The following is a 15,013-nucleotide window of genomic DNA, read 5'->3' on the forward strand; positions in this document are numbered from 1 at the left end:
CTCTCCCTGGCCCCTGAGGGGTCCGGGAGGACCTCCAGCCACCGGGCACCGGGGGTTAGCCTTGGTGATGAGCGGGTCATTCGGCCCGCTCAACTTGCTCTCCGGAGCAAGGTTCAGCACGAGATCACAGCTTTCAGGACGCAGCCGAGGCTGCCCGGCAGTACGAGGACGAGGACAGACGTGCCTACCGGCAAGGTCAAGTGGTTCAACAGCGAGAAGGGCTTCGGCTTCCTCTCCCGCGACGACGGCGGCGATGTCTTCGTGCATTCCTCCGTGCTGCCCAGCGGAGTGGACGCCCTGAAGCCGGGCCAGAAGGTCGAGTTCGGCGTCGTCGCCGGGCAACGCGGCGACCAGGCCCTCTCGGTGAGCGTGCTGGACCCGGCCCCGTCGGTCGCCGCGGCGCAGCGGCGCAAGCCCGACGAACTGGCCTCCATCGTCCAGGACCTCACCACGCTCCTCGACGGCGTGGCGCAGGGACTCGAGCGCGGCCGGTACCCGGACAGGCAGCACGGCCACAAGATCGCCGGCATGCTCCGTGCCGTAGCCGACCAGCTCGACGTCTAGACGTACGGCCGGCTTGACGTCCAGGCGATACGCGCGGGCGGCGGCGGGTGGGGGCACTCCCCCACGCTGCTCCCCCAGAGCCTCCGGCCTGGGAGGTGCCCCCAGGGGCCCCACCCGGGCCGTCAGGCCCAGGGGGAGAGAGCCTCGTCGCGGATGGGCGGCACAAGGCCCTCCGCGGCGGCGCGGGTCAGCAGCCCGCGTACCGCCGCGATGCCGTCCTCACCGAGGTCCGCGGTGAACTCATTGACGTAGAGCCCGATGTGCTGGTCCACCACGGCCGGGTCCATCTCCTGCGCGTGCTCCAGCACATACGGGCGTGACGCCTCCGGGTCCTCCCACGCCATCCGCACGGACCGGCGTGCCGACTCCGCGAGCCGCACCAGTGTCTGCGTGCCCAGCGAGCGGCGGGCGATGATGGCGCCGAGCGGGATGGGCAGACCCGTCGTGTGCTCCCAGTGCTCGCCCATGTCGGCGAGCTTGTGCAGCCCGTACTCCTGGTACGTGAAGCGCGCCTCGTGGATCACCAGGCCGGCGTCGACGGCGCCGTCCCGCACGGCCGGCATGATCTCGTGGAACGGCAGCACGACCACCTCGCCGACTCCGCCCGGCACTTCCTCCGCCGCCCAGAGACGGAAGAGCAGATACGCCGTCGACCGCTCGCTCGGCACGGCCACGGTCCTGCCCTTCAGCGAGCCCGGGTCCACCGGCTCACGGGTGAGGACCAGCGGTCCGCAGCCGCGGCCGAGCGCACCTCCGCAGGGCAGCAGCGCGTACTCGTCCAGCACCCACGGCAGCATCGCGTACGAGACCTTCAGCAGATCGCCCTCGCCGCGCTCCGCCATGCCGTTGGTGATGTCGATGTCCGCGAACGTGACGTCGAGCGGGGGCGCATCCGGCACGCGGCCGTGCGCCCAGGCGTCGAAGACGAAGGTGTCGTTCGGACACGGTGAGAAGGCGATGCTCAGCGCGGAGGCCGCGCCGCCGGTGCCGCCGTTGCCGTCGGTGCTCATGGCTCCCATGCTCGCAGCACCGGAAGCATCGCCGCGCATCCGGTCCCGAGGGCGGCCAGAGCCTCGGGGATCCGCCACGCCGCGCGGTCGCGGGGGCCGACGGCGTTGGAGACGGTGCGCAGCTCCAGCGCCGGTACGCCGTGTGCGGCAGCCGCCTCGGCGACGCCGAATCCCTCCATCGCCTCGGCCACCGCTCCGGGGTGCCGGGTGGCCAACTCCCGGGCGCGGGCGTCCGTTCCGGTCACCGTCGAGACCGTGAGCACCGGTCCCTGTGCCGCGTCCGCGGCCTGTGCCACGGCCCGTACGAGAGCGGGGGGCGGGCGGTGCTCGGCGTTGCCGAAGCCCAGGTCGGCGACGGAGGCGAAGCCGTCCGGGGTGTCGGCACCCAGGTCGGCGGCGACGATCGACGTCGCGACGACCGCGCCGCCGAGCGGCTGCCCGAAGCCGCCGGCGATGCCCGCGGAGACGACCAGGCAGAACGGCACTTCGCGGGAGGCGGCGGAGGTGAGCGCGGTGGCGGTCGCGGCAGCCGCCGCGGCGGGACCGACGCCGGCGGCGAGCACCTCGACCCCGTCCGCCCCGTCGCCCCGCTCCAGACCCGCGAGCACCGCGTCCCGCTCAGCTGTGACGGCTGTGACGATCAGAATCCGCGGTGGTGGCATGGCCGCAGGCTAGCGGTGCGTGCCTGCCGTCAGGCCACCCGCGGGTGCGGGGTGCCGTGTCTGGCGGCGCGCAGCAGACTCCGTACGGAGAACACGGCGCCCGCGGCGATCACGACGGCCCCGACGCCCATCCCCAGCGGTCCGATCAGCGGCAGCGAGATGCCGAGCCCGCCGCCCACGACCCACGACATCTGCATCAGGGTCTCGGAGCGCGCGAACGCGGACGTGCGGACCTCCTCGGGCATGTCCCGCTGGATCAGCGCGTCCAGCGACAGCTTGCCGAGGGCCTGGGAGATCCCGGCGGTCATCGCGACCGCGGCGACCGTGACCGTCCCGTAGACCGCCGCTGCCGTGACGACGGCGGCCAGCGCGCAGGCCAGAACCCCAGCGATGATCACCTCGGGGGCCCTGGCCTTGAGCCACGCGCCGATGGCCGTGCCCAGCGCGTTGCCCCCGCCCGCGGCGACGGCAACGAGACCCAGCGAGAAGGCGCCGGAGAGACCGGTCAGCGGCTGGTCGCGCAGGAGGAATGCGAGGAAGAAGGTGAGGAAGCCGGACAGGCCGCGCAGCGAGGAGTTGGCCACCAGCGCACTGCGGACGGAGGCACCCACCGTCCGCAGTCCCGGGCGTCTCTCGCCCCGGCCGTTGCGCTCGTCCCGGCCGTCCCTGTCCGTCCGGCCGTCCAGGATCCGTGCGGTCGCGAGCCGTGCGGGGGCGAGCCGCGCCTTCCGCTCGCCCTTCGCCGAGTCGACCTTCCCGGGCAGGGAGAAGGACAGGACGGTGCCCAGTACGAAGACGGCGAACGCCCCGTAGAGCGGCAGCGCCGAACCGAACTGGTGCAGCCCCACCCCGAGCGGGGCCGCCGCACCCGTCGCCACGAGCCCGGCGAGTGTGACCCGCGAATTCGCCTTCACCAGCGAGAACGTCTGCGGCAGCAGCCTCGGCACCACCGCCGAGCGCACGACTCCGTACGCCTTGGACGAGACGAGCACGGCCAGCGCCGCCGGATACAGATCCAGACGCCCCGTCTCCACCGCACCCGACATCGCCAGCGCGAGCAGCGCACGTACCAGCATCGACGCGGCCATCGCGGCCCGCCGCCCGTGCGGCACCTTGTCCAGGAGCGGCCCGATCACCGGAGCGAGAAGCGCGAACGGAGCCATGGTGACGAGGAGATAGAGCGCGACGCGGCCACGCGCCTCCCCGGTGGGGACGGAGAAGAAGATCGTGGAGGCGAGGGCGACCGTGATCAGCATGTCGCCCGCGGAGTTGACCGCGTGGAGTTCGATGAGTTTGCCGAGTCCGGACTCGCCCGCGCCGCCCCCGTGAGTGAAACGGCGGAGGCGACGGGCCACCGCCGCGGGTGGCCGTCGCACGGCACGCGCGGCCCCACGAAGCAGACGACGTCCGCGCCCAGGCTCGGCAGCCACGAGCTTCAGTCTGCCCCACCGGCGGTGACGGATGCGGACACTCCACGCCGGACGGACATTCGTGCGCCCCGGGCAACCGAATCCCTCCGGAACGGCTCACCGATTCCGTGGGGTAGCGTGGTCGGCGGTGCGCTCCGCACGGCTCCGAGAGGGGCGCGGACGTTCGCAGCGGCTCCCCGGTTCCGCTCCGTCCGCAAACCAAGGGGCCTCCCCGCCGCGGGGAGGGGAAACCGTCGGTCGCGGCCGCCGTACGGGAGTGCACGCCGATACCGGCGCTATGGCGTAGGAGAGACGATTCTTGTGAGTGCTGCATGACCGCCGCCACGCGAAGCGGCCGTACCCGTCGCGCCCCGGTCCCCGACCGGCTCTGCGCCGAAGCCGTCGCGCTCGCGCGCGAGGCGGCGGAGGCCGCCGCGGGGCCCGAGCAGGTCGGCGATCACATCGAGGTCGTGTCCGACGGGGACCGCGTCGTCACCCACTTCTTCGAGTGCCGGGAGTGGGCGTACCGCGGCTGGCGCTGGGCGGTGACGCTGACCCGGGCATCCCGGGCGAAGGCGGTCACACTGGACGAAACCGTTCTCCTTCCCGGTCCGGACGCGCTGCTGGCCCCCGAGTGGGTCCCGTGGAGCGAGCGGCTGCGGCCCGGGGACCTCGGGCCGGGCGACCTGCTGCCCACGGAGGCGGACGACCTGCGCCTGGTGCCGGGCCACGCGGCGGGCACGAGTGACGCGGCGGCCACCGGTGATGTGACGGGCGCCGCGGACGAGGGCGCGGGTGCCGAAGGTGCGGACGCCCGTACCGCCGAGGCCGACGCCGTCTCCGCCGCTGCCACGGACGTCGCGGCTGCCACGGACGTCGCGGCGGGAACGGAGGAAGCGCCCGCCGAAGAAGCTCCTGCCGGCGAGACAGCCGCCGTTGAGGCACCTGCCGAAGAGGCGGGCCCCGAGGGCGAAGAGGCGGGCCCCGAGGGCGAAGAGGCGGCGCCGCGGCCCGAGATCGTCCCGCCACCCGAGCGCGCCAGGATCGCGGCGGTCGCCGAGGAGCTGGGCATGGGCCGCCCCCGCGTCCTGTCCCGCTACGGGCTGGAGACGGCGTCCGACCGCTGGGAGGACGAGTACGGCCCGGACACCGCCATGGCACAGTCCGCGCCGGCGAGCTGCGTGACGTGCGGCTTCCTCATGCCGCTCGCGGGCTCGCTGCGCCAGGCGTTCGGGGTCTGCGCGAACGAGTACAGCCCGGCGGACGGCCATGTGGTCTCCCTGGCGTACGGATGCGGCGGCCACTCGGAGGCGGCCCTCATGCCGAGGGCTGCCCAGCCGCCGCTACCGGTGATCGACGAGACGCAGGCGGACGAACTCTCCTGAACGGCGCGGGAGTCGCCTCCGGTGCGCGGCGCGTACCGGAGGCGGGGCCGGCCCCGCCTCTAGCCGCTGAAGGCACCGGCGGCCGCCCCGCCGAGCGCCGCGATGTGCTCTCGGCGGAGGGCGGCCGAGGCATCTCCCGGCAGTCCGATTCACGCTCCGGTGCCTGGACGCGTTCGCTGAGGGCACCCCTTCCGTACCGCGCACCCGCGCACGGCATCCCGGTGGACGAGAACCGGCGGAGGATGAGCCGCCTGCGGGATGCCGTACCGTCACCGGCGGGGCGAGGGTGCCGGTTGCGCGACGAAGGAGACGGCGATGGGGCAGCAAGAACCGCAGGCGGACACGTTCGGAACGGCGCGGCTGCGCCGCGGTGTGCTGGACGCCTGGACGGCCTCTCCCGCGCGCTTCCGTGAGGACGCCAACGCCGAGCAGCAACTGGCGCTCGGCGGCTACCGGGACCGCCTCGTCATCGAGTTGGCTCAGAACGCCTCAGACGCCGCCGCCCGCGCGCACGCACAGGGACGGCTCAGGCTCACCCTCCGCGACGACGTGCTCGTCGTCGCCAACAGTGGTGCACCGCTGGACGCCGAAGGCGTCGAGTCGCTCTCGACGCTGCGCGCCTCGGCGAAGCGCGACGACGAAGACGCGGCGGCAGTCGGCCGGTTCGGCGTCGGCTTCTCCGCGGTGCTCGCGGTCAGCGACGAACCCGCCGTCGTCGGCGCCACGGGCGGCGTGCGGTGGTCGCTGGAAGAGGCGCGGGAGATGGTGCGCGAGGCGGCACACGAAAAGCCCGCGCTCGGGAAGGAGTTGCGCCGCCGGGAGGGCCACGTGCCGCTGCTGCGGCTGCCGTTGCCCGCCGAGGGCACCGCACCGGAGGGCTACGACACCGCAGTGGTGCTGCCCCTGCGGGACGCGGGCGCACGGGAGTTGACGGAGCGGCTGCTCGCGGAGATCGACGACGCGCTGCTGCTGACACTGCCCGGCCTGGACGAGGTCGTCGTCGAGACCGGCGAGGGAGTGCGCACGCTGACGCGGCACGTGGACGGGCCGTTCGTCGAGGTGCGCCGCGACGACGGCGGGGCGCGGCGCTGGCGCGTGGCGCACGAGAGCGGCATCGCGCGGGACGCCCTGCTGGAGGACCGTCCCGTCGAGGAACGGATGCGTCCCGCTTGGTCGGTGACGTGGGCGGTGCCGGTGGAGGACGGCAGTCCCGCACGGCCTCCCACGGCACCCTGCGTGCACGCTCCGACGCCGACGGACGAACCGCTGGGCCTGCCCGCGCTGTTGGTCGCGAGCTTCCCGCTGGAACCGACCCGCCGCCACGTCGCCCCCGGCCCGCTCACGGAGTTCCTGCTGGAGCGTGCCGCCGACGTCTACGTACAGCTGCTCCGCGAGTGGCGACCCGTGACGGCTGACGTGGTGAACCTGGTGCCGGGACCGCTGGGCAAGGGTGAACTCGACGGTGAGCTGCGGCAGTTGCTGCTGTCGAAGCTGCCGGGAGTGCCGTTCCTCGCGGGCGCCGGGAAGGACGAGGAAGGCGAGGCGGTCGTGCTGCGGCCGCGCGAGGCGGAGATCGCGGAGGGCGCGGGCGCCGCCACCGTCGGCGTGCTGGCGGAGCTGTTCCCCAGCCTGCTGCCCGCCGGGATGGAGCGGCGGGTGGAGCTGCGCGCGCTGGACGTCGCGCGGGTGCCGCTCGGCGAGGTGATCGACCGGCTCGCGGGCGTGGTGCGGCCCCCCGAGTGGTGGCGCCGGCTGTACGACTCGCTGGCCGGTGTGGACCCGGACCGGCTGACGGGGCTTCCCGTGCCGCTGGCAGGAGGGACGCCGCGGACGACGATCGGTCCCCGGCAGGTGCTGCTGCCGCTGCCCGGTGCGCCTGAGGAGGCCGACAGGGCAGGGCAGCTGGCGCGGCTCGGCCTGAAGGTCGCGCACGAGGACGCGGTGCATCCTCTGCTGGAGAAGCTCGGTGCGACGAGTGCGACACCGCGCGCCGTGCTGACCACCCCGCAGGTGCGGGCGGCCGTCGCCGCGTCGCTGGACGAGGGCGACGCGTGGGACGCGGGCCTGGGCGAGGAGGGTGAAGGGCCCCTGGACGCCGAGGAGTTGGCGGAGCTCGTGCTGGGCCTCGTACGCGACGCGCAGCTCGGGCCCGGCGACGAGCCGTGGCTCGGCGCGCTGGCGCTGCCCGACGAGGACGGCGAGATCGCACCGGCCGGCGAGCTCGTCTTCCCCGGCAGCGCCTTCGAGCGCGTGATCCGCGAGGGCGAACTCGCCGCCTGCGACGGTGAGCTGGCGGAGCGATGGGGCGAGCAGCCGCTCACCGCGGTCGGTGTGCAGGCGGACTTCGCGCTCGTTCGGGCCACGGACGTCGTCCTCGACCCGGACGAACTGGAGCCCCGCGAGGGCGACTTCGCGGAACCCGACGACGTGGGCCTGCTGGACGCGGTCGACGTCTGGTGCGAGGACGTGCTGGACCAGCTTCCCGAGTCGACGGTGGCTGTGCCGCCGGTCGCCTCCGAGCTGGTGGCGGTGCGCGATCTGGACCTGGTCGACGACGACAGCTGGCCCGAGGCCCTGGCGATGCTGGCCCGGCCGCCGCTGCGTGACGCCCTGACCGCGCCGGTGCGCGTGCTGCTCCCCGGTGGCGTCACGGAGACGGTCCGCCCGTACACCGCCTGGTGGCTGCGCGGCCACCCCGTGCTGGACGGGCGGCGCCCCGCGGGGCTGCGCGCGGCAGGCGGGGATCCGCTGCTGGACGGGCTCTACGAGGAGGCCGACGCCTCCGGCTTCGCCGACGCCCAGGTGCTGCGGGCGCTCGGCATCCGTACGTCCGCGGCGGCGCTGCTGGAGGAACCCGGAGGCGCCGCCGAGCTGCTGCAGAGGCTCGCGGACCCGGACTCCGAGGTCGGCCCCGCCCAACTGCACGGACTGTACGGGCTGCTGGCCGAGATGGACCCCGAAGAGGTCACGCTGCCCGAGGAGTTGTGCACCGTGCGCGGCGGGCAGGGTGGCGTGGGGATCACCCCGAGAAGCGAGGCGCTGATCGCGGACGCGCCCGATCTCGTGCCGCTGGCGGACGGCCGGGCACTGCTGCCGGTGGACCCCCGGAACGCCGCGGGTCTGGCGGCCGTCCTGGAGGTACCGCGGCTGAGCGAGCGGGTGCAGGGCCGGATCGACACGGCCGCCTCCGGAGAGGGTACGGAGCGCGAGGTACCGCAGGCGGTGCGTGTGCTGCTCCCCGGGGCGCCCCTCACGTACCGCGAGCACGACGAGCTGATCGTCGACGGCACCGACGTGGAATGGCGCCGTACCCCCGACGGTGTGCTGCACGCGGCCACGCTGGAGGGCGTGGCGGCGGGGCTGGCCTGGGCGGCGGGGCGCTGGGCGCGCCGTTTCGAGGTGGCCGCGCTGCTGGAGGACCCGCAGCGGGTGGCCGAACTGGAGAGGGCACGCTGGTTCGACTGAGGGGCGTGCGGCGCGAGGCGAGTGACGTGCGCCGCGTGGCAGGACCCACACCGGGGGGGGCGCGGTGCGGAGCCGATGAGTTCCGCACCGCGGGCCGGTCCTAAGGGCATGACTCCTCTCACGCTCACCACGTTCGTATCCCTCGACGGCGTCATGCAGGCGCCCGGCGGCCCCGGCGAGGACACCAGCGGCGGCTTCGAGCAGGGTGGCTGGGTCGTCCCCTACTTCGACTCCGGCATGGGGGCCTTCATCGAGAAGACCTTCGCCGAGGCGGGCGGCTTCGTGCTCGGGCGCCGCACGTACGAGATCTTCGCCTCGTACTGGCCGAGCGTCACCGACCCCGACGACCCGGTGGCCACCAAGCTCAACAGCCTCCCGAAGTACGTGGCTTCCACGACGCTGAAGTCCGCGGACTGGCACAACACCACGCTGCTCGGCGAGAACGTCCCCGAGCAGGTCGCGGCGCTGAAGAAGCAGGAGGGGGACGGCGAGCTCCAGATCCACGGGAGTGGCGCACTCGCTCAGTCCCTGATGGCGCACGACCTCATCGACGTCTTCCGGCTGCTGACCTACCCCGTGGTCCTCGGCAACGGAAGACGGCTGTTCGCGGAGGGGGCGATGCCGACGGCGATGAAGCTGACCGACTCCACGACCACCGCCACCGGAATCGCCATCCACACCTACGAGCGGGCCGGACGTCCGGAGTACGGCTCTGTAGAGCTGCTGGACGACGACCCCTTCCAGGACAAGTAGCAGGCCAGGGCGCCGAGTGGGAGCCTGCCGGCACCGCATACGCTGCCCCGATGGGTGACGGCACGGAGAAGGAAGCCCCGGCGGCAAGGCCGTTCACCGAGGCGCGGGCGCGGGCCGTGCTCGCGTCCGCCGGTGAGCGGGCCGAGGACGCGCGGCTCCTGGCGCTCGGCGAGAACGCGGTCTTCGCACTGGACGCCCCCGAACCCCTCGTCGTACGGGTCGGCCGAGACCCCTCGCTCCGGGAGCGCGCCGAGCGTGAACTGCGCGTCGCGGACTGGCTGCAGGAGCATCAGGTGCCCGCCGTGCGTGCCGCCCGGCCCGGCGTCACCGTCGTCGGCGGCCATCCGCTCACCTTCTGGCGGCGCCTGGACGAGCCCGCACGCGAGGCCGTGCCCGTGGACCTCGCCGGACTGCTCAGGCTCGTACACGCCCTGCCCGCCCCGCCGTTCGCGCTGCCGCGCCGGGATCTGCTCTCCGGCGTGGAGCGCTGGCTGCGGCTGGCCGGGGACGCGGTGCCGGCGGCGGACGCGGCGTATCTGCGTGCCCGGCGCGACGAGTTCGAGTCCGCCGTCGCCGAGTTGACCCCCGTGCTGCCGCCGGGCCCCCTGCACGGCGACGCCCTGCCGCGCAACGTCCACGTCGGTCCTGACGGCCCGCTGCTGCTCGACCTGGAGACCTTCTCCGACGATCTGCGCGAGCACGACCTGGTGGTACTGGCCCTGAGCCTCGACCGCTACGGGCTGGACGAGGCCTCCTACTCCGGCTTCGTACGCGTCTACGGCTGGGACGTGCGGGAGTGGCCCGGATGCGCGGTGCTGCGCGGCGCACGGGAGGCGGCGGCCTGTGCGTGGGTGGCGCAGCACGCGCCCGGGAACCCGGCGGCGGTCCGGGAGTTCGCTCGACGTGTCGACTCGCTGCGGCAGCGCGACGCGGCGGTGCGCTGGTACGCGTTCTAGGGCGGCGGGTCTCCGGGGAACCGCCCGCGCAGCCGGTCCACGCAGACCCCTTCGTCAGCGGGTTCGTCAGCGGCGGTGGAGCGGGAGGCGTCCCTCGCCGGACGCCTCCCGCCGCCGGCTCAGCAGGCGCCACGCGGTCTCCAGTGCCACCCCGGCAGCCACCGCGACGGCCACGGAGGCCAGGGGCATCTCCGTGCCCTTCAGCTTCAGCGCGAAGAAGTCCTGCAGGGTGGGCGTCACCAGCACGACCACGAAGGCCAGTCCCATCGTGGCCACGAGCCCGACACGCCACCAGCTGTAGGGCCGCGCGACGATCGCGAGCACCCACATCGTGATCAGGAAGAGCGTCAGCGTCGCCACGCTCGTCTCGGCCGCCAGCGAACCGGGTCCCGAATAGTGGTCACGGGCCAGCAGATACGTCACGAACGTCGACACCCCCGCGATGAGTCCGGCCGGTACGGAGTACCGCATGACCCTCCGCACGAAGTGGGGCCGCGCACGCTCCCGGTTCGGTGCGAGGGCGAGGAAGAAGGCGGGGATGCCGATGGTGAGGGACGACAGCAGCGTCAGATGGCGCGGGAGGAACGGGTAGGGCACCTGCCACAGGATCACCAGCAGCGCCAGCAGCACCGAGTAGACGGTCTTGGTGAGGAAGAGGTTGGCGACGCGTTCGATGTTGCCGATGACCCGGCGGCCCTCTGCCACGACGGACGGGAGGGTGGCGAAGCTGTTGTCGAGGAGCACGATCTGGGCGACGGCACGCGTCGCCTCCGAGCCGGTGCCCATGGCGACGCCGATGTCTGCGTTCTTGAGCGCCAGCACGTCGTTGACCCCGTCGCCCGTCATCGCGACGTGGTGCCCGTGCTCCTGGAGGGCGTCGACCATCGTCTGCTTCTGCCGGGGCGAGACCCTGCCGAAGACCGTGCCGCTCTCCAGGGCGCGCACGATCCCCGCCGCGTCGCGGGGCAGCCGGGCCGCGTCGACGGGATTCTGCGCGCCCCGCAGCCGCAGCTTGCCTGCCACCGCGCCCACGGAGACCGCGTTGTCGCCGGAGAGGACCTTCGCGGCGACGTCCTGGTCCGCGAAGTAGTGGAGGGTGTCACCGGCGTCGGGCCGCAGCCGCTGCTCCAATACGACGAGGGCGGCGGGGACGGCCCCGTCGACGGCTTCCGGGGAGTCCGCCACGTGATCGGTGCCGGCCAGGAGCAGCACGCGCAGCCCTTCGCGGCTGAGTTCGTCGACGTCCGTGAGGGCCGGGTGGCCGCCGGGCAGAAGGACGTCGGGAGCGCCCAGCAGCCAGGTGCGCCGGGTGCCGTCCTGCTCGACGAAGGTGGCTCCGCTGTACTTGCGGGCCGAGGAGAAGGGCAGCGACTCCGTGGTCCGCCAGGCCGTGCCGCTGTCCCGTCCGTCGAGGGGATAAGCGTCGACGATGGCCCGCATGCTCGCGTTCGGACGAGGATCGGCCGAGCCGAGGGCCGCGAGCACCCGCTCCACATAGGCGGCGTCGGCGGCCCCGCCACGGTTTCCGCCCCCCTGGCCGTCCCTGTCCTCCGGCCCGTTCCTGCGAGCCTGACTGCCGGTGTCGTCACGGCCGCCCTTGCCGTCCGTACTGCCCCTGCCGTTCTGGAGGATGCGCAACTCGGCGACGTCCATGCCTCCCTCGGTGAGGGTGCCCGTCTTGTCGAGGCAGACGATGTCCACGCGCGCGAGCCCCTCGATCGCCGGCAGCTCCTGCACGAGGCACTTGCTGCGCCCCAGCCGGACGACGCCGATGGCGAAGGCGATCGACGTCAGCAGCACCAGGCCCTCCGGCACCATCGGTGCGATGCCGCCGACCATGCGGCGGACGGCGCTGTCGATGTCGTTCCGCTCGACGACGAGCTGGCTGACGACGAGCCCCAGCCCGGTCGGGACGATCACCCAGGTGACGTACTTGAGCAGGTCGTTGATGCCGCTGCGCAGCTCGGAGTGCACGAGGGTGAAGCGGGAGGCCTCCTCGGCCAGCTGTGCGGCATACGCGGCACGCCCCACCCGCGTGGCGGTGAAGGCGCCGCTGCCCGCGACCACGAAGCTGCCGGACATGACCGGGTCGCCGGGCTGCTTGGTGACGGGGTCGGCCTCACCGGTCAGCAGCGACTCGTCGATCTCGAGGCTGTCGGACTCGGTCACCTCGCCGTCCACGACGCACTTGTCGCCCGGCCGGATCTCCACGAGGTCGCCCAGCACGATCTGCGAGGTGCTCAGACGCACGGAGGCGCCGTCCCGCCTGACGACCGGCTTCACCTCGCCGATGACGGCCAGGTTGTCGAGGGTCCTCTTCGCGCGCAGCTCCTGCACGATGCCGATGAGGGTGTTCGCGATGATCACGAACCCGAAGAGGCTGTCCTGCACGGGGCCGACGAAGAGGATGATCACGAAGAGGACGCCGATGATCGCGTTGAAGCGCGTGAAGACGTTGGCGCGCACGATGTCCGTGAGGGAGCGGCTGCTGCGCACGGGCACGTCGTTGATCTCGCCGCGCGCGGTCCTCGCCTCCACTTCCGCGGCGCTGAGACCGCGCTGCGGGTCGTCTCCGGGGGTCGTGCCGGCGGCGGTGCCCGTCCGCTCCGTCATGTATCCGACGTTACGGGCGTTTCACGCGCCTTGCCCTGCTTGATCCTCGGGCGCGGCCTTCAGTGCGGCACGCAGCGCGGTGCTCAGGTGATCGGGAAGGTCCTTGCCCTGCGTCGTCTCCACCAGGGCCGCGGCCACGTGGTGCAGCTTGGTGTTGGTGTGCTGCGAGACGGCGACGAGGACGTGCCACGCGGAGTCGGGCGTGCAGCGGTAGGCCGCCATCAGTACACCGTGAGCCTGGTCGATGACCGGGCGTGTTGCCATGGCCCGTCGAAGCTGCTCCAGCTCGGCATGCGGATTCTCCGCGTCGCCCATTCCTGCCCCTTCAGCTCAGGGTGACCCGTGGCGCGCCGCTGACACAGCGGGCTGAGGGGCATATGCCCTACCGCGTGATCATACGCATGACTGTGCTGTGGAAGGGAGTTGGCATGGGCGGCGCACGGCGGCGGGCCGCGTCCGGCAAAGGCGCGTGACGAGGGCCGGAGCGGCCCGGATGCCGTCAGCCCGACAGGGATGCCGCCAGCCGGCCCGGCACGGGTGAGTCAGCCGGGCACGAGCGAGAAGGCCGGCCGGAAGCGCTGGACGGTGCTCCCCTTCAGCCCCGGGTACTCCTGCACCCGCTTCCACAGCTCGGTCGGACTGCCGATTCCCCGGCCCGGCGCCTCCAGCGCCGCGATGTGCGCCTGTGCGCTCTCCCACTCGGCGTAGTTCAGCACCCGTGTGCCGTCCGTCCCGAGGTGGAAGTGGGACGAGATGCCGCCGCGCGGCAGCTGCGGGTCGTCCTGCAGCGCCGCGAACACCGTGTCCACCCAGGCACGTTGACGATCCGGGTCCGGGCCCTCGAATTCGATGTCGACGATGACGATGCAGCCCGGCGTCCGCACGTCGCTGTCCAGCGTGCCGCTGCGGTAGAGCTGGAAGCGGCCGATGCCGAGGCGCTCGATGCCCGGGACGGCGGCGTCGATCTCGTCCACGCGGGTCTGGCGGTGGTCGCGGACGTAGGTCTCGTAGGCGTCCTCGTCGGCCCACTGCGAGTAGTGCAGCAGGGTCTCGCCGTCCTCACCCGTGCAGAGGTGGTAGCCGAGGAGACCCGGCGACGGCCAGGGCTCGCGCTCCCAGACGGCGGCGATCGCGTCGAGGGCCGCCTGGATCCCGCCGCTGCCTGGCGGGTCTTCGGGGCCGCGGGGCGCGGACAGCCGCCACTTGCTGAAGAAGGCGAAGCGGGAGTCCTCCCGTTCGGGGTCGGGGCGCTCCGTGGTGCGTACGGTCATGGCCGGTTGCCTCCGGTCGTGCGGTCGTGGACGGTGCGATCGCGCTCCACGCTCGTACTTCAACCCTCGTTGAAGTCAAGGAAGCCGGCCGGAGCCGGGCGGGCTCGCCCGTACCGCGTGCCCTGTGAGCGGCGGCTCGGGGTGGCCGGAGCCGGGTGCCGGGGGAGGGTGCCGTCAGGCGGAGTCGCTTGCGTCCCGCTTCATGGCCCGCTCGCGGGCCAGCACGTACCAGAGACCGATCAGGCCGAGTCCGCCGCCCGCGCCGCAGGTCCAGATGAACCAGGTGTGCCCGTGGTCCTCGTACCAGCCGTAGAAGGGGAGCTGGGCGAGGAAGAGGACGAACCAGAGGCCGGTGCCGACCAGGACCGTGCCCCTGACCGGGCCCTCGAGCGGCTCGGGGGCCTCGCGCTGGCCGTCGGTCCACCGGTTCATGAGGCCCATTGCCGCAGCTTCCTCTCGCGCTCGCAGGACCGGCGCCCGATCGTGCGCCGCCGGCAGGGCACAGCCTATCGAGGGGCGTGGCTGCTGAACGTCGGCGGCTGCTTCCTCGTCCACTTCATGCTCGACCCGATCGAGCATGCTCCGGGCGTGTGGCGAGCCGGCCTCTCCTGCCCGCCGAGGAGAAGAAGCGATCCGCCTCCTCCACGGATGTCTGGAGCCGTTCGTCGAAGTCGTCGCGCACGAGCGCACGGACCACGTAGTCCTGAACGCTCATGCCGCGCTTGGCGGCGTGGGTGTGCAGCCGGTCGAACAGTTCGCCGTCCATCCGCAGGCTGAGCACCTTCGAGGTCGTCGAAGTCATGAGTCAACGGTCCCGGGCGGGCCGGGGGTGATGTGTCAGATTTCCGTGCGATGTCACTCGTATGTGTGAGCAGGTAGACAGGGCGTGACTGGCTCCCCTCCTATTCTTTAGAGGAGGTAATGA

The 15,013-nt window shown here is 72.9% G+C and carries 13 protein-coding genes; 5 read left to right on the plus strand and 8 right to left on the minus strand.

The genetic code is table 11. The features are described 5' to 3' along the window. The first annotated feature begins 180 nt into the window (after window positions 1-180). Complete coding sequence (locus G4Z16_RS32965) at window positions 181-564, plus strand: cold-shock protein (RefSeq protein WP_028436716.1); 384 nt, start codon at window positions 181-183, stop codon at window positions 562-564. Between the two features lie 122 nt (window positions 565-686). On the opposite strand, the gene G4Z16_RS19425 is transcribed toward G4Z16_RS32965, so the two are convergent. From G4Z16_RS19425 to G4Z16_RS19435, 3 genes are read right to left on the minus strand one after another with little or no spacing between them, the layout of a single operon-like run. Next, window positions 687-1,574 (minus strand): 1,4-dihydroxy-6-naphtoate synthase, encoded by an 888-nt coding sequence (locus tag G4Z16_RS19425; RefSeq protein ID WP_197351999.1) that lies wholly within the window; start codon window positions 1,572-1,574, stop codon window positions 687-689. Then, on the minus strand, window positions 1,571-2,236 hold the full coding sequence (locus tag G4Z16_RS19430; protein WP_197352000.1) for a futalosine hydrolase: 666 nt from the start codon (window positions 2,234-2,236) through the stop codon (window positions 1,571-1,573). The genes G4Z16_RS19425 and G4Z16_RS19430 overlap by 4 nt, the downstream gene beginning before the upstream one ends. 29 nt (window positions 2,237-2,265) lie before the next feature. Then, complete coding sequence (locus G4Z16_RS19435) at window positions 2,266-3,675, minus strand: MFS transporter (RefSeq protein WP_197354760.1); 1,410 nt, start codon at window positions 3,673-3,675, stop codon at window positions 2,266-2,268. Window positions 3,676-3,977: 302 nt separating this feature from the next. On the opposite strand from G4Z16_RS19435, the gene G4Z16_RS19440 reads away from it, so the two are divergent. The 4 genes from G4Z16_RS19440 (at window position 3,978) to G4Z16_RS19455 (ending at window position 10,204) form a co-directional block, all read left to right on the plus strand. Beyond that, on the plus strand, window positions 3,978-5,030 hold the full coding sequence (locus G4Z16_RS19440; protein WP_197352001.1) for a DUF3027 domain-containing protein: 1,053 nt from the start codon (window positions 3,978-3,980) through the stop codon (window positions 5,028-5,030). Between the two features lie 315 nt (window positions 5,031-5,345). After that, window positions 5,346-8,495: a sacsin N-terminal ATP-binding-like domain-containing protein gene (locus G4Z16_RS19445; protein ID WP_197352002.1), complete on the plus strand. Its 3,150-nt coding sequence runs from the start codon at window positions 5,346-5,348 to the stop codon at window positions 8,493-8,495. A 108-nt stretch (window positions 8,496-8,603) separates the two neighbouring features. Next, window positions 8,604-9,248, plus strand: a complete 645-nt coding sequence (locus G4Z16_RS19450) for a dihydrofolate reductase family protein (RefSeq protein WP_197352003.1) — start codon at window positions 8,604-8,606, stop codon at window positions 9,246-9,248. Window positions 9,249-9,298: 50 nt separating this feature from the next. Then, on the plus strand, window positions 9,299-10,204 hold the full coding sequence (locus G4Z16_RS19455; RefSeq protein WP_197352004.1) for a phosphotransferase: 906 nt from the start codon (window positions 9,299-9,301) through the stop codon (window positions 10,202-10,204). Between the two features lie 66 nt (window positions 10,205-10,270). Here the strand turns inward: G4Z16_RS19455 and G4Z16_RS19460 are convergent, their stop codons facing one another. The 5 genes from G4Z16_RS19460 to G4Z16_RS19480 all read right to left on the minus strand — a co-directional run bounded on the left by G4Z16_RS19460 (window position 10,271) and on the right by G4Z16_RS19480 (window position 14,890). After that, window positions 10,271-12,817 (minus strand): HAD-IC family P-type ATPase, encoded by a 2,547-nt coding sequence (locus tag G4Z16_RS19460; RefSeq protein ID WP_197352005.1) that lies wholly within the window; start codon window positions 12,815-12,817, stop codon window positions 10,271-10,273. 21 nt (window positions 12,818-12,838) lie between these two features. Continuing rightward, window positions 12,839-13,132 carry an ANTAR domain-containing protein gene (locus G4Z16_RS19465; protein WP_197352006.1) on the minus strand — a complete coding sequence of 98 codons (294 nt, stop codon included), beginning with the start codon at window positions 13,130-13,132 and terminating at the stop codon, window positions 12,839-12,841. Window positions 13,133-13,359: 227 nt separating this feature from the next. Beyond that, on the minus strand, window positions 13,360-14,088 hold the full coding sequence (locus tag G4Z16_RS19470) for an antibiotic biosynthesis monooxygenase (RefSeq protein ID WP_197352007.1): 729 nt from the start codon (window positions 14,086-14,088) through the stop codon (window positions 13,360-13,362). 174 nt (window positions 14,089-14,262) lie between these two features. Continuing rightward, window positions 14,263-14,520, minus strand: a complete 258-nt coding sequence (locus tag G4Z16_RS19475) for a DUF2530 domain-containing protein (RefSeq protein WP_197352008.1) — start codon at window positions 14,518-14,520, stop codon at window positions 14,263-14,265. A 124-nt stretch (window positions 14,521-14,644) separates the two neighbouring features. After that, the gene (locus tag G4Z16_RS19480) at window positions 14,645-14,890 is read right to left on the minus strand and encodes a ribbon-helix-helix protein, CopG family (protein ID WP_197352009.1); all 246 of its coding nucleotides are present in this window, start codon (window positions 14,888-14,890) and stop codon (window positions 14,645-14,647) included. Between the last annotated feature and the right edge of the window lie 123 nt (window positions 14,891-15,013).

This window comes from Streptomyces bathyalis (genome assembly GCF_015910445.1).
Lineage (GTDB): Bacteria > Actinomycetota > Actinomycetes > Streptomycetales > Streptomycetaceae > Streptomyces > Streptomyces bathyalis.